This is a genomic window from Cellulomonas flavigena DSM 20109, assembly GCF_000092865.1.
Taxonomy (GTDB): Bacteria; Actinomycetota; Actinomycetes; order Actinomycetales; family Cellulomonadaceae; genus Cellulomonas; species Cellulomonas flavigena.
On sequence record NC_014151.1, the window covers coordinates 2728175 to 2742625 of the forward strand.

At 73.4% G+C, this 14451-nt stretch carries 13 protein-coding genes and 2 pseudogenes; 6 read left to right on the forward strand and 9 right to left on the reverse strand.

Annotation, left to right across the window (positions count from 1 at the left end):
- Positions 1 to 130: 130 nt before the first annotated feature.
- The 4 genes and pseudogenes from CFLA_RS12295 to CFLA_RS21280 all read right to left on the reverse strand — a co-directional run.
- Positions 131 to 370, reverse strand: a complete 240-nt coding sequence (locus CFLA_RS12295) for a hypothetical protein (protein WP_013117656.1) — start codon at positions 368 to 370, stop codon at positions 131 to 133.
- A 141-nt stretch (positions 371 to 511) separates the two neighbouring features.
- On the reverse strand, positions 512 to 1099 hold the full coding sequence (locus CFLA_RS12300) for a hypothetical protein (protein WP_013117657.1): 588 nt from the start codon (positions 1097 to 1099) through the stop codon (positions 512 to 514).
- Between the two features lie 110 nt (positions 1100 to 1209).
- Positions 1210 to 1569 carry a hypothetical protein gene (locus tag CFLA_RS12305; RefSeq protein ID WP_013117658.1) on the reverse strand — a complete coding sequence of 120 codons (360 nt, stop codon included), beginning with the start codon at positions 1567 to 1569 and terminating at the stop codon, positions 1210 to 1212.
- 253 nt (positions 1570 to 1822) lie between these two features.
- Positions 1823 to 1954: pseudogene (locus CFLA_RS21280) on the reverse strand (IS30 family transposase); the annotation flags it as partial.
- Positions 1955 to 2004: 50 nt separating this feature from the next.
- Between CFLA_RS21280 and CFLA_RS12310 the strand changes: the two are divergent.
- Positions 2005 to 3012: an IS30 family transposase gene (locus tag CFLA_RS12310; RefSeq protein ID WP_043598709.1), complete on the forward strand. Its 1008-nt coding sequence runs from the start codon at positions 2005 to 2007 to the stop codon at positions 3010 to 3012.
- Here CFLA_RS12310 and CFLA_RS20930 read toward each other — a convergent pair.
- Both CFLA_RS20930 and CFLA_RS12320 read right to left on the reverse strand, forming a co-directional pair.
- A pseudogene (locus CFLA_RS20930) lies at positions 3013 to 3542 on the reverse strand (transposase); the annotation flags it as partial. It lies immediately after the preceding gene.
- 376 nt (positions 3543 to 3918) lie between these two features.
- Positions 3919 to 4896, reverse strand: coding sequence for an AraC family transcriptional regulator (locus CFLA_RS12320; RefSeq protein ID WP_013117660.1), 978 nt, complete (start codon positions 4894 to 4896; stop codon positions 3919 to 3921).
- Positions 4897 to 5022: 126 nt separating this feature from the next.
- Between CFLA_RS12320 and CFLA_RS12325 the strand changes: the two genes are divergently transcribed.
- The 4 genes from CFLA_RS12325 to CFLA_RS12340 all read left to right on the forward strand — a co-directional run bounded on the left by CFLA_RS12325 (position 5023) and on the right by CFLA_RS12340 (position 10900).
- Positions 5023 to 5694, forward strand: a complete 672-nt coding sequence (locus CFLA_RS12325) for an NAD(P)-dependent oxidoreductase (protein ID WP_013117661.1) — start codon at positions 5023 to 5025, stop codon at positions 5692 to 5694.
- A 208-nt stretch (positions 5695 to 5902) separates the two neighbouring features.
- On the forward strand, positions 5903 to 6916 hold the full coding sequence (locus CFLA_RS12330; protein ID WP_013117662.1) for an acyltransferase family protein: 1014 nt from the start codon (positions 5903 to 5905) through the stop codon (positions 6914 to 6916).
- Between the two features lie 75 nt (positions 6917 to 6991).
- Positions 6992 to 7387, forward strand: a complete 396-nt coding sequence (locus tag CFLA_RS12335) for a Fur family transcriptional regulator (RefSeq protein ID WP_013117663.1) — start codon at positions 6992 to 6994, stop codon at positions 7385 to 7387.
- Between the two features lie 93 nt (positions 7388 to 7480).
- Entirely contained in the window at positions 7481 to 10900 is a 3420-nt protein-coding gene (locus CFLA_RS12340; RefSeq protein ID WP_013117664.1) for a bifunctional proline dehydrogenase/L-glutamate gamma-semialdehyde dehydrogenase, read from the forward strand.
- Between the two features lie 12 nt (positions 10901 to 10912).
- On the opposite strand, the gene CFLA_RS12345 is transcribed toward CFLA_RS12340, so the two are convergent.
- From CFLA_RS12345 to chrA, 3 genes are all read right to left on the reverse strand, one after another.
- Positions 10913 to 11125 (reverse strand): hypothetical protein, encoded by a 213-nt coding sequence (locus tag CFLA_RS12345; RefSeq protein ID WP_013117665.1) that lies wholly within the window; start codon positions 11123 to 11125, stop codon positions 10913 to 10915.
- Positions 11126 to 11212: 87 nt separating this feature from the next.
- Positions 11213 to 12232 (reverse strand): DUF808 domain-containing protein, encoded by a 1020-nt coding sequence (locus CFLA_RS12350; protein ID WP_013117666.1) that lies wholly within the window; start codon positions 12230 to 12232, stop codon positions 11213 to 11215.
- An 81-nt stretch (positions 12233 to 12313) separates the two neighbouring features.
- Positions 12314 to 13711 carry a chromate efflux transporter gene (gene chrA / locus CFLA_RS12355; protein WP_013117667.1) on the reverse strand — a complete coding sequence of 466 codons (1398 nt, stop codon included), beginning with the start codon at positions 13709 to 13711 and terminating at the stop codon, positions 12314 to 12316.
- 139 nt (positions 13712 to 13850) lie between these two features.
- Here chrA and CFLA_RS12360 point away from each other — a divergent pair, with 139 nt between their 5' ends.
- Positions 13851 to 14414: an MOSC domain-containing protein gene (locus CFLA_RS12360; protein WP_013117668.1), complete on the forward strand. Its 564-nt coding sequence runs from the start codon at positions 13851 to 13853 to the stop codon at positions 14412 to 14414.
- Positions 14415 to 14451: the final 37 nt, after the last annotated feature.

The following is a 14451-nucleotide window of genomic DNA, read 5'->3' on the forward strand; positions in this document are numbered from 1 at the left end:
ACCAGGAACCGGCGTCCGCCGGTCCGACGGGGCACCATCGTGGGCGAGCCGCGCGCCGGCCCGAGCGTGAGTCATGGGGCCGCACCCCCGGGCCGAGCGACGAAGAGCCACGAGCGTCCGCGACGCCGCATCACGGGTCCTCCTCGTCGTCGTACACGACCGTGATGGACGGATACAGGTTGCCGTCGGGTTCGAACTCGTGGCTCAGCACGACGCTCACGACGTCGACGGGACCCAAGGTCTCCATGACGTCTGCCGCGCGCCGCAGGAGAGCGGGCACATCCAGTCGGTCGGAGCCCTCCGGGTTGCACAGTGCGAAGTATCGCGCCGGCGTGGTGCGCCCGTCCCGCGTGCCGCTGCGCGACGTCATGCCGTCCACCTCGATTTCTGGGGTTCACACGTACGGAGAGATGACCGTCGGGACGATGCGACTGGGCGCAGCCCAGGTCCGTGTCCCCTCGCCCGAGCGGGTAGACCGCGCCGCCAGGACCTGCGGCAAATGATAAGAGGTCTACGCGCGGCGATACCGGTCGACGTCGACGCGGATGCTCGGATCGGCCCTCACGGCATCGGCAATCACTCGCTCGGCAAGAGCCTCACCGTCCGGGCCGAGGGGGCAAGAAGCCATCAGGTCGATCGCCGCACGGGCGCGGGCGAACTCGTCCTCGAACGGCCCCTCGGAGAGATTGACGCCTCGCTCGAGGATCAGGTGGAGGAGCTTCTCCGGTGAGTCGATCTCATTGAGAAATGGCACGGTGAACTGGTGGAAGTCATCGATGAACGCGGCCGCCTGCACCGCGTCCCGCATGCGGTAGAACCCGCGCTGCTTCTGGGAGCCCTGGCTCACGCCGACTAGATGCTGTGGGAGCGCCTTGCCGACAACTTCAACTCCCGGGCACGCGAACCAGATGAGCCAGTCGTACTCCGGGCCAGTTTCGGCGCTCGAGTACTTGTACCTCGTCAGCATGACGGTAGAAGGAAACCCGGTGGTGCGCACCGCAGTATGCTTGCTCACCGCCCGGAACCCGAGCGCCTTCAAGGCGATCATGCACTCCCGGACCAGGGCGGCGGGTTCGCCGGCCGCGTTCTTCGCTGCCATATCTCAGCCTGAGCTCGTCTGGTCCGTCGGGGGACGCTCCTGGACCGACCGCATCGCCTTGCCTGTCGTCAGCTCCGCCCCGCAGCGCGCAGCCCCACCGCGTCGAAGGTTCACCTGTCCGTCGTCGAGCTCGAGCAACTCGCCGGACCGAGTTGCTCCCCGAACTCGTCCCTCGTCATGATCTCCCCTTCGACGAAGAGACCGGTCCCGATCCTCGAGAACACCTCCATGTCGTCCTGATACACGACGACCCCGGTCTGCGCATCGTCGTACCAGATGTCGATGCCGAAGGGCTTTGTCGTGTCGGGCAGCGGACCGGTCGAAGTCCGCCAGGACGCCGGATCGAGGCGCACACCGTCGGAGACGTCGCCCGTATAGGCCTCAGCCGTCCACCAGTGGGCCTCGTCCTCGTTGAAGCCGTCGTCGGACCGCGGCACGACAGCCACCTTGTCCACGCGGACGTCGGACACGCCGGCAGCACGACCACCAACGTCTCGTCGACCATCCCGACGCCGACCGTCGGTGCGTCGGGAGCCGACGGCAGGATGCTGCACGCGACGACGCCGAGCGCCACGAGGCAGGCCGTCACCGGACGCCTGAGAATTGACACTAGCCTCGGCCTTTCACGACGGTGGCGCACCGTTGACATGAAAAGTGCTCCTGAACTGCGATGATGTGACTTGTCTAGGGTCATGTCAGCACAGTTCGAGGAACACGGCGGTGTCAATCCGTGGAAGCAACGAGGAGTCGTTCGAAGGCTTCGCGGGGTGTGAGGAACCCGAGTGCTGCGCGGGGTCGTTCGTTGAGTTCTTCGGCGATCGAGGTCAGGTAGGGCTGGTGGGTGGGGGGCGGTGTCATAGCGTCGTAGCAACGGTCCAGGTCAGGGGGTTGCTCGGGTGCGGCGGATGGTGACGGTCGATGACAGGGTCGAGATCCTGGCGGGGCTACGCGCGAAGGAGTCGTTGCGCTCGATCGCGCGGCGGATCGGTCGGGACGCCTCGGTCGTCTCCCGGGAGGTCGCTCGGAACTCGTTGAAGACCCGCGGGTACCAGCTCGTCCATGCCGACAACACCGCCGCGGCCCGTCGCCGGCGTCCGCAGGTCGGCAAGATCGCCGCCGACGAGGTGTTGTCCGCGCGGGTCCTGGCGGACCTGAAGCACTCGCGCACACCCCGGCAGATCGCCGGACGCTTGCGCCGCGAGGCCGACGACGACACCGTGGGCCTGATGAACGGTTCGGTGCCCGCGCACGGCAAGGTCGTGTCCCACGAGGCGATCTACCGGTACATCTACGCCCTGCCCAAGGGTGAGCTCGCCCGGCACGGGATCATGCTGCGCACCAAGCGCACCCGCCGTCGTCCGCGTCGTGATCTGGGCGAACGTGGTGCCCCGATCGTGGGGATGACCAGCATCGAGGCCCGTCCGGACATCGCCGACCGGCGGGTGCCCGGGCACTGGGAAGGTGACCTGATCATCGGCGCGCACGGCAGGACCGCCGCGGCGACCCTGGTCGAGCGCACCACCCGGTTCACGGTCCTGCTCGCACTGCAGCACGGCAAGGACTCGACCGCGCTGGCCGACACCCTCATCGAGACCGTCACCGGACTGCCCGCGATGATGCGCCAGTCCCTGACCTGGGACCAGGGCACCGAGATGGCCCGCCACGGGCACCTGACCCTGGCCACCGACCTGCCGGTCTACTTCGCCCACCCCCGCTCACCATGGGAACGCGGCACGAACGAGAACACCAACGGTCTGATCCGCGAGTACCTGCCCAAGGGCACCACGATCCCCACCCACCAGCCCTACCTGACCTCGATCGCCGAAGAACTCAACGAACGACCCCGCGCAGCACTCGGGTTCCTCACACCCCGCGAAGCCTTCGAACGACTCCTCGTTGCTTCCACGGATTGACACCGCCCGGTCGCCGACCTCGTGACCGGACCCGCGCAGCTCGTCGGCCACGAGCCGGTACCCGAATTCCGGGTCCTCGCGGTGGGCGTCGATCGCTGCGTTGGTCAGGTAGGCGTCGGTTAGGTCCCGGTCAGTGACCGGCTTCTTGCACCAGGTGTAGTAGCCCTGCGTGGAGAACTTCAGAACCCGGCAGGTCACCGCGACGGGGACACCGTCGCCGGCAAGGTCACGGACCAGCGGGTAGGTCATTTTGGGGAGATCTCCTTGGCGAAGTACGCCGCCGCTCGGCGCAGGATCTCGTTCTCCTGCTCCAGCAGCCGGTTGCGCTTACGCAGCTCGCGCAGTTGTTCGGACTCCTTGGCGGTCACCCCCTCTCGGGTGCCGGCCTCGACGTCTGCGGCCTTGATCCAGTTGCGCAGACAGGACTCGGAGATCCCGAGGTCCTTGGCGATCCTCGAGATCGGCGCGTCGCCCTTGCGGGCCAGCGCGACCGCGTCGTCGCGGAACTCCTGGGGGTGGGGTGCGGGCACGGGACACATCCTTCCAGCGGGGACAGACGTCCCCACAAGTCAGGTGTCAACCGAACCTGCAGCAGTCCCGCCGGCCGTTGCGGGAGATGCTCGCGCCGCTGCGTCACGGGCGGTGTGGCGGTTCAGTCTGTACTGCGTCGTCGTCTTCGGTAGGATTTCGGCGCCGCGACAAGTGCGGGTGGCCTTTGGCGTTCGCTCTCTTCGCAGGGTCGCAGGGTTCGCGTTCAGCGTCGGCATCGCTGGTGGCGGATGCTGCGGTCTCGCAGCCCGGGGCTGACGGGGAAGATCGAGGAGCCGCAGCTCGAGGCACGCGTGTGACGCACCCGTCGGGTCGACGCAGGCCCGGCACCTCCGCACGCCGGGCACGCGGGTCGTCTCACGTGCCCGGCACCCCCGGACCCAGGCTCCCTGCGATGCGCCGCACGCTGCCCGGCGAGCGGCCCGTGACACGCGAGAACGTCCTGCTGAACCCGGCCGTCGACTCGTAACCGACCGCAGTGGCGACGTGCGCGAGAGCGTCGCCCCGCGCGAGGCGGTCGGTCGCGACGCGCATGCGCCACGACGTCACGTACTGCATCACGGGCACGCCGACGACCTGCGTGAACCGGGCGGCGAACGCCGAGCGGGACATCGCCGAGACCCGCGCGAGGGCCGCGAGCGTCCAGGGGTGCGCCGGGTCGCGGTGGACCGCGGCGAGCGCGGCGCCGACGTACGGGTCGCGCAGGCCGCCGAGCCACCCGGTGGCCGGGTCCTGCGCGTCGAGCCACGCGCGGACGGCCTGGATGACGACGACGTCCGCGAGCCGCGTCAGCACGGCCTCGCCGCCGGGGCGCAGGTGGGCGAGCTCGGCCGTCATGAGCTCGAGCGTGCGGCTCACCCACGGCGCCGACTCCCCCGGCACGTCGACGACCGCGGGCAGCAGGTCGAGCAGCGGGCGCGCTGCGGGCCCGTCGACGCTCAGCACCCCGCACAGCAGCGACGCGCGCGGCCCGTCGCCGTCGTGCCGCAGCACCGAGTACGTCTCGGTGAGGTAGTCCTGTGGCAGCAGGTCGACGCGGCCGAGGGACGGTGCGGCGAGGTCGCTGGCCAGGACGTGGCCGCGGCCGTGCGGCACGAGCGCGAGGTCACCGGCACGCAGCAGCACGGGATCGGCGCCGGGCACGGCGACATGGACCTCGCCGGCGGTGACGACGTGGAAGGTGAGGCAGTCACCGAACGCCGGCATGTCGACCGACCACACCCCCGCGGCCTCGGTCCGGCAGTAGAAGACGCCGGCGACGCGCAGCCGGTGCAGGGACTCCCCGACCAGGTCCGTGGGGCCGGCAGGCGGCGCGACGGGCGCGACGACGGTCATCGACACCTCCAGCCGTGGACGATCGGTCATACTGCAGCGACTCCCGAGCATAGACCGTCCATGTGGACGCTGGTTCGCTGGCAGCACCCGAGGCCTACCGGCCTCGCCGCACCAGAAGGTCCTCCCATGCACGTCCTCGTCGTCGGTGCCACCGGCGGGTCCGGCCGCGCCGCGGTCGCCGAGCTCACCGCCCGCGGCCACACCGTCACCGCGCTCTCGCGCCACGCGTCCGCCCTCACCGGGCCCGGCGTGCGGGGCGTCGGCGGCGACGCCACCGACCCCGCCGTCGTCGACGCGCTCGTCGCCGGGCAGGACGCGGTGGTCGTCACACTCGGCATCAGCGAGACCCCCGTGCGCGTCCGGCTGCGCGGGCCCGTCGGCACACCCGCCGACGTCCGCTCGCGCGGCACCCGCGTCGTCGTCGACGCGATGCGACGGCACGGCGTGCGCCGGCTCGTCGTCCAGACGTCCTACGGCGTCGGCTCCACCCGCTCGCTGCTGCCGTTCACGACGCGGCTCGTCTTCGCCCTGCTGCTGGCCCCGCAGATCGCCGACACCGAGCGGCAGGCGACCCTCGTGCACACCAGCGGGCTCGACTGGGTCGAGGTCCAGCCCGTCAACCTCGTCGACACCGACCTGCCGGGGGCCGCGTTCACGTCGACCACCGGCGAGCAGCGCGGGCTGACGGTGTCACGCACCCAGGTCGGCCAGGTCCTCGCCGATGCCGTCGAGACGGACGCGCACGTCGGACGCACCGTGTCGGTATCCCACGACACCGCGGTGCGCGCCGCCGCGTGACCGTGTCGTCGTGTGCACACGTCGCCGGGCCGACCGGAGCACCGACGAGCAGCGCGCTGCGCGACGGCGTGCGGCTCCCCGCCCGTGCGGCTCCGATCGGACTCCCACCCAAGCACCGGACGGGCCCCGCGACTTCCCGGTAGCGCCCCGACCCTCGGCCGCGTGACCCTGCGTGCACCACGTCGCCCGGCTCTGCGATAGTCACCGCATGAGCACGAGTGCGACGATTCCGGGCACCGCCACACGGTCGGTCGGCATCGACCTCGTCCGGGTGGTCGCGGTCGTCGCGATCGTCCTGGGTCACGTGTGGAGCGAGGGTCCGTTCCGCACGGTCGTCCACCTGTGGCACGTGCCGGTGTTCTTCCTGCTCTCGGGCTACCTGTGGCGCTCCGGGCGGCCGCTGGGGGACGAGGTGCGGCGGCGGGCGCGCACGCTGCTCGTGCCGTACGTGGCGTGGCTCGTCATCATCCTGGCGGTCGTCGTCGTGATCGCGCTGGCGCGTGGCGAGGGGCTGCCGCTCGGCGCGGCGCGCAGCGCGCTGCTCGGCGGCGCCTACGCGACGCGACCGTTCTCGGCGTTCTGGTTCGTCACCGCCCTGTTCGTCGCCGTCGTGCTGTACCGGGTCCTCGACCGGGGGCCGTGGTGGGTGCGGTGGGTGGGCGCCCTAATCGGGCTCACGCTCGGGTACGTTGCGGGCGACGTGCTCACCCGGGTCCCGCTGTCGATCGGGCTCGCGCTGCCGTGCCTGGTGTTCGTCGCCGCGGGGCACGAGCTGGCGCGGTGGCGCCCGCGCCTGCCCGAGCGCGCGACGGTCCCCGTGGGCCTGGGGCTCGTCGCGGTCGGGGCCGTCGCCGTCGCGACGGGCCTGGCCGGCCTCGTCGACCTCAAGCGGGCGGACCTCGGCACCCCCGTGGTCAGCGTCGTGGTCGCCGTCCTCGTCAGCACCGGCCTGGTGCTGCTGGCCGAGGCCGCGGCGCGCCACGTCCCGGAGGCCGCCGGACGCACCGTCGTCGCGCTCGCCGCCACCGCGCTGCTCGTGGTGCTGACGCACGCCGTCGTGCTGTGGCTGCTGGGCACGCCGCCGCAGGGACGCGCCCTCGACGCCGCGCTCGCGCTCGTCCTGCCGTGGGCGCTGGGGCTCGCGCTGCTGCGTGTCCCAGCAGCTGCGCCCGTGCTGCTGGGCGGTGCCGCGGCGCGTCCGGCCCGCGCTCCCGTCGGCTGACGGGGCGCCGGCGGCACAGCCGGCCGGAATTCTCAACTACGGTGTTCCGGTTGAGAACCAGGAGGAGGTGCAGGGGTGATCGGACAACGGGTGACCCGGCAGCGGGTGGCCATCACGGAGCTGCTCGAGGACGTCGACGAGTTCCGCAGTGCGCAGCAGATCCACCAGATGCTGCAGGAGCGGGGCCAGGAGATCGGGCTGGCCACGGTCTACCGCACGCTCAACGCGATGGTCGAGCAGGGCCAGCTCGAGGTGATCCTGCAGCCCACGGGCGAGCACACGTACCTGCGCTGCGAGCCCCGCTCCGAGCACCACCACCACCTCGTGTGCCGCACGTGCGGACGCACCGTGGACGTCGCCGCCCCGGAGCTCGAGCAGCTCGTCGAGGCCCTGGCCGCGAGCCACGACTTCAGCGACGTCCAGCACTCCATCGAGTTCCTCGGCACCTGCCGCGACTGCGCCGGCGCCTGACGCCCGGGACGTCGTGGTGCGGTGGGTGCGGGCCGTGCCGATACTGGCGTGCGACGCGCACCAGCCGCACCACCGACCTCGACGAGGGGGACCATGACCGACACCGCCCACGCGGACGCGGTCGTGGCGCTCGTGCGGCGCTGGCTCGCGGTCGCGGCCGACCAGCCGGTGGACCCTGCGGCCCGGCACCTGGCGGCGCTGCTGCGCGAACCGGGTGGGCTGGCGTTCGCGGTCGGGTTCGTCGACGGGGTCGTGCGACCCGAGGACGTGGGCGTCGCGGCGCACCGCCTGCGCGAGCTGTCGGCCCACCCACCCACGTTCCTGCCGCCGGTGCTCCGCGCGGCGGTGCGGGTCGGCGGCGCGATCGCCCCGGCGCTGCCCGGCGTGGTCGTCCCGGTCGCCCGGCGCGTGCTGCGGCAGATGGTCGGGCACCTCGTCGTCGACGCCACCGACCGCCACCTGGGCGCGGCGATCGCACGCCGGCGCCGCGACGGCACGCGCCTCAACGTGAACCTGCTCGGCGAGGCCGTGCTGGGCGCGCGGGAGGCCGAGCGTCGGCTCGCCGGCACCCGCCGGCTCCTGGCACGGGACGACGTCGACTACGTGTCGGTCAAGGTGTCGTCGGTCGTGGCACCGCACGCACCGTGGGCGTTCGAGGAGTCGGTCGAGGACGTCGTCGCGCGGCTCGTGCCGCTGTACGAGCAGGCCGCCACGTCCCCCACCCCGAAGTTCGTCAACCTCGACATGGAGGAGTACCGCGACCTCGACCTCACGGTCGAGGTGTTCACGCGCCTGCTCGACCGCCCGGGCCTGACGGGCCTCGAGGCCGGGATCGTGCTGCAGGCGTACCTGCCGGACGCGCTGCCCGCGATGCAGCGCCTGCAGGAGTGGGCGGCGCGACGACGCGCGGCCGGCGGCGCCGGGATCAAGGTGCGGCTCGTCAAGGGCGCGAACCTGCCGATGGAGCGCGTCGAGGCCGAGCTCCACGGCCGGCCCCTGGCCACGTGGGGCTCCAAGCGCGAGACGGACGCGCACTACAAGCGGGTCCTCGACTGGGCGCTGCACCCCGAGCGCGTCGCGAACGTGCGGCTCGGGGTGGCCGGGCACAACCTGTTCGACGTCGCGCACGCGTGGCTGCTCGCAGGTGAGCGCGGCGTCCGGGACGCCGTCGAGATCGAGATGCTGCTGGGCATGGCGCCCGGGCAGGCGGAGGCCGTGCGTCGCGACGTGGGCAGCCTGCTGCTGTACACACCGGTGGTCGCGCCGCAGGAGTTCGACGTCGCGATCGCCTACCTCGTGCGGCGGCTGGAGGAGGGCGCGTCGGACGACAACTTCATGTCCGCGGTGTTCGACCTCGCCGACGACGAGGCACTGTTCGTCCGCGAGCGCGAGCGCTTCCTCGCCTCGCTCGCGGACGTCGACGCGCCCGCACCCACGCGCCACCGCGTCGCGGACCGGCACGCCGCGGTGCCGCCGTCGGCGCCCGGCGCCTTCACGAACACCCCCGACTCCGACCCGGCGGTCCCCGAGCACCGCGCGACCGTCCGCGAGGTGCTGGTCCGGGTCCCGACGTCCGACCTCGGCACCGCCGGGATCGCCGCGGCTCGCATCGAGGACGCCACCACGCTCGACGAGGTCCTGCAGGACGCCCGTCGCGCCGGAGCGGCCTGGGGCGCACGCCCCGCCGCCGAGCGCGCCGCGGTCCTCGACCGCGCGGCCGACGTGCTCGAGTCGCGCCGCGCCGACCTGCTGGAGGTCATGGCGTCCGAGGCCGGCAAGACCGTCGACCAGGGCGACCCGGAGGTGTCCGAGGCCGTCGACTTCGCGCACTGGTACGCCGAGCTCGCCCGCGGCCTGGACCACGTCGACGGCGCACGCTTCGTCCCCGACGCGCTCACGCTCGTCACTCCCCCGTGGAACTTTCCCGTGGCGATCCCGGCGGGCTCGACGCTCGCGGCGCTGGCGGCCGGCTCGGCCGTCGTCCTCAAGCCCGCCGGCCCGGCCGAGCGCTGCGGCGCGGTGCTCGCCGACGCGCTGTGGGAGGCGGGTGTCCCCCGGGACGTGCTGCGCCTCGTGCAGGTCGACGAGGGCACGCTCGGGCGGGACCTCGTCGCGCACCGGGCGGTGGACCGCGTCGTCCTGACGGGCGCGTACGAGACGGCCGAGCTGTTCCGGCGCTTCCGGCCCGACCTGCCGCTGCTCGCCGAGACCAGCGGGAAGAACGCGATCGTCGTGACGCCGAGCGCCGACCTCGACCTCGCGGTGCGGGACGTCGTCGCCTCGGCGTTCGGGCACGCGGGGCAGAAGTGCTCGGCCGCGTCGCTCGTGGTGCTCGTCGGGTCGGTCGCGACGTCGCGGCGGTTCCGCTCGCAGCTGCTCGACGCGGTGTCGTCGCTGGTCGTGGGCCTGCCGCAGGTCGCCCGTGCGCAGGTCGGGCCGCTCATCGAGCCCGCGTCGGGCAAGCTGCTCACCGGGTTGACCGAGCTCGAGCCGGGGCAGCGCTGGGCGCTGGCGCCGCGCCGCCTCGACGACGCGGGCCGCCTGTGGACGCCCGGCGTCGTGACGGGTGTGCGGCGCGGGTCGCGCACGCACCGCACCGAGTACTTCGGGCCCGTGCTGGGCGTGATGACGGCCGCGACGCTCGACGAGGCGATCGACCTGGTGAACGACGTGGACTACGGCCTGACGTCGGGGCTGCACAGCCTCGACGCCGACGAGGTCGGGGTCTGGCTCGACCGCGTCGAGGCCGGCAACCTCTACGTCAACCGCGGCACCACCGGCGCGGTCGTGCGGCGCCAGCCCTTCGGCGGCTGGAAGCGGTCGGCGGTCGGGCCGGGTGCGAAGGCGGGCGGCCCGAGCTACCTCCTCGGGCTCGGGTCGTGGACGTCGGCGCCCGCGACGACCGGCGCGAGCGTCACCGCACCCGCCGCGTCCGCGCTCGTCGCGGCCGCCCGCGCGGACCTGCCTCCCGCGGACGCGGACCGCGTCGAGCGCGGTGCGCGCAGCGACGCGGCGGCGTGGCGGGACGTGTTCGCGGCGCGGGACGTCAGCGGGCTGGCGTGCGAGCGCAACGTGCTGCGGCACGTCCCTGCGGCGGACCCGGTGCTGGTCCGGCAGGCGGACGACGCGCCGGTGGCCGACCTGCTGCGTGTCGTCGCGGCGGCGGCGTGCGCGCGGGCACGCGTCGTGGTGTCGGTGCCCGCCGCGCTCCCGGACCGCTGTGCCCGCGCCGTCGCGGCGCTCGGGCCCGTGCACGTCGAGGACGGCGCGGCCTGGGCCGCGCGGGTCGGTGCCCTCGACGGGGGTCGGGTGCGCCTCGTGGGCGGCTCGACCGCGACCGTCGTCGCGGCCACCGGTGGACGCCCCGACGTCGCCGTGTGGGACCACCCCGTCACCGAGGCGGGCCGGGTGGAGCTGCTGCCGTTCCTGCGCGAGCAGGCCGTGAGCGTGACGGCCCACCGGTTCGGCACGCCGCACCCGCTCACGGAGGCCGCGCTGCCGCTGGGCCGGTAGCCGCGCCGGACGTCAGGCCGGCTCGTCGCCCCGGGGCACGAGGTAGACGCGCCCCGACGCGTCGGTCACGCGCTCGAACCCGCCCTGGAGCTCACGGTCGCGCTCGGCCTCGGCCTCGGTCGCGGCGCGCCCGCGGCGGCGGGGGTCGGTGACCTGCGCGGGCCCGAGGAAGTAGCGCGCGAGCCACGCGGTCGCGTCGAGCCGTTCCTTGCGCTGCCTGGCCACGTCCGTCTCCCCACCTCGGCGGTCGGGTCCAGTGTGCCACCGTCCGGCGCGGACACCGCCGACGGGTGTCGCAACGGTGCGCAGCGCTCAGTCCGCCGCCGTGCCGCCGTGGGTGGTGCCGCCGTCGGGTGCGTCGCCGGCCCCGCCCGCCGCACCGTGCGCGTCGTGCTCACCGCGGTGACGCATCTTGTGCACCTGGTGCATGACGACCACGACGACCGCACCCACGACCAGGCCGATGAGCGCCGAGGCGAGCGTGTTGACGAGCCACGCGAGGAACCCGCCGACGCCGGCGACGCCGTGCACGGCCTCCTCGAGGTGGTGCACGAGGTCGTACAGGCCGTGCCAGCCGAGCTCGTCGACCCCGACGAGCAGGATGTGCCCGCCGACCCAGAGCATGGCCGCGATGCCGACGGTCGACAGCACGGCCAGCACCTTGGGCATCGCGTTGACCAGGCCGCGGCCCAAGCCGGCGACGAGCCCGTGCCGGGTGGCGGCCAGCCGCACGCCGACGTCGTCCATCTTCACGATGAGCGCGACGACGCCGTAGACCACGGCGGTGATCGCCAGCGCGACGACCACCAGGATGATCGCGCGCGACAGCAGGACCTCGTCCGCCACCTCGTTGAGCGCGATGACCATGATCTCGGCGGAGAGGATGAAGTCCGTCCGGATCGCGCCGCTCACCATCCGGGTCTCGGCCTCGGGGCCCTGCTCGGGCGCCGTGACCTCGGGCTTCTCGTGGTGCTTGCCGCTGACCGCCTCCCAGAGCTTCTCCGCGCCCTCGAACGCCAGGTACGTGCCACCGACCATGAGGATCGGCGTCAGCAGCCACGGCAGGAACTGGCTGAGCAGGAGGATGGCCGGGAGGATGAACAGCAGCTTGTTGCGCAGCGAGCCGCGCGCGATGCGCCAGATCATCGGCAGCTCGCGGCTGGCCGCGGCGCCGGCGACGTAGCGCGGCGTCACCGCGGTGTCGTCGATCACGACCCCCGCGGCCTTCGCGCTCGCCCGGCCGGCCGCCGCGCCCACGTCGTCGACCGACGCCGCCGCGAGCTTCGCGAGCGTCGCGATGTCGTCCAGGAGCGCCGCCAGACCGCCTGCCATGTGCCACCTTCGTCCGTGCCGACCGCGAGCGCCGGTGCGCACGCCACGGCACAGAGTAGGGCCGCCGGGGCTCGTCCGCCCTCAGCCGACCAGCCCGAGCACCCCGGCGAGCGCGCCGAGCACCGCGCACACACCGAGCGTGCGCAGCACCGACCACCGCAGGCGGAACACCAGCACGGCGGCGACCAGCGCGATGACGACGGCCACGGGCTGCACGGACGCGAGGTCGGGCACCTCGAGCGACAGCACACCGAGCGACACGCGCGAGCTCGACGCGAACAGCGTGTGCAGCGCGAAGTAGACCGCCAGGTTGGCGATGACGCCCACGACGGCCGCGGTGATGCCGGTGAGCGCCGCGCTGAGCGGCGCGTTGCCGCGCAGCCGCTCGACGTACGGCGCGCCGAGGAAGATGAACAGGAAGCTGGGCACGAAGGTCACCCACGTCGTGAGGAGCGCCGCGACGAGCGCGGCAGCCCAGGGATCGAGCCCGCCCGGCGCGCGGTAGGCACCGACGAACGCGACGAACTGCACGACCATGATGAGCGGCCCGGGCGTCGTCTCGGCGAGCGCGAGCCCGCGCACCATCTCGCCGGGTGCGAGCCAGCCGTACGTCTCGACGGCACGCTGCGCGACGTACGCGAGCACCGCGTACGCCCCGCCGAACGTGACGAGCGCCGTGCCGGAGAAGAACACGCCCTGCTGGGAGAGCGTGCTCCCGGCGCCGGTGAGCAGCACGACCACCACGACCGGGAGCAGCCAGACGACCACGCCGACGACGAGCGTGAGCACCGTGCGGCGTCCGGACGGTGCCGCCGTGTGCAGCGCGTCGTCGGCGATGAGCGGCGGCGGCTCGTCGTCGGCCGCGTCGTGCCCGCCGCGCGCGGCGAGGAGGTGCGGCGCACCGAGGTGCAGCAGCCAGCCGACCACCCCCGCACCGAGGACGACGAGCGGGAACGGCACGCCGAACGCCGACAGCGCGACGAACGACGCGACCGCGAGCGCCACGAGCGCGGGCCCGGCCAGGGCCCGCCGGCCGACACGCACGACGGCCTGCACGACGATCGCGAGGACGGCGGGCGCCAGCCCGGCGAACAGCGCGGTCACCGCCGTGGTGTCTCCGAACGCCACGTACACGGCGGAGAGCGCCAGCAGCGCGACGACGCCCGGCAACACGAACAGCGACCCGGCGACGAGCCCACCGCGGAACCCGTTGAGCAGCCACCCCGTGTACACGGCGAGCTGCTGGGCCTCCGGGCCGGGCAGGAGCATGCAGTAGTTCAGCGCGTGCAGGAACCGCCGCTGCCCGATCCACCGGTGCTCGTCGACGAGCGTGCGCTGCATGACGGCGATCTGGCCGGCGGGGCCGCCGAACGTCTGCAGCGAGACCAGCCACCAGACCCGCACGGCGGTACGGAAGGGGACGAGGTCGCGGACGGGCACCGCGGGCTCGTCGGTGCCCGGCACGGGCTCGGTGCTCACCGTCGGTCGTCCTCTCCCGGTCCCGTGCACCCGCCGGCCGGCGAGCACGCCCGCACATGCAAGCAGGAGCGTGCCCGGCCAGGAAGCCCCGGGCCCGATCGTCTCGCGCCGTGGTCCGGTCCTCCACGACACTCGACACGTGACCCACCGCTACGACGTCGAGATCGTGCACCTGTTGGTCTCGCCCGAGCACGCGTACTTCGGCCGCCCGCGGGACGGCGCGGCGGACGTCGAGACGCACGACGCGGAGCACGCCCGGGTCGTGGCCGACAAGGGGATCGTCGGCGACCGGTTCTTCGGCAGGGCCGTGCACCTCGACGCGTCGGTGACGCTGATGGCCGTCGAGGCGCTGGAGGCCGTGGCCGCCGAGCTCGGCGTCGCGCCGTTCGACCCGTTGGCGGCGCGGCGCAACGTCGTGCTGCGCGGCGCGCACCTGACCCCGCTGGTCGGCGAGGAGGTCGTGCTGGAGTCCGGGGGCGACGCGGTACGGCTGCGCGTCGGGCGGTTCGCGAACCCGTGCGCGTGGATGGACCGGGTGCTGGCACCGGGCGCGCACCCGGCACTGCGCGGCGGGCGCGGCGGGGTGCGCTGCCGGCCGCTGACGGACGGCGTGCTGCACCGCGGCCCGGCGGTGCTCGTCAGCCCCGTCGAGCTCGACCCGGCCCGGGCGGGCGAGGCGCTGCGCAGGCCGCGCCTGCCGTGAGCGTGCCCGCTCCGTGGGTGGCGTGGCGGCACCGGCA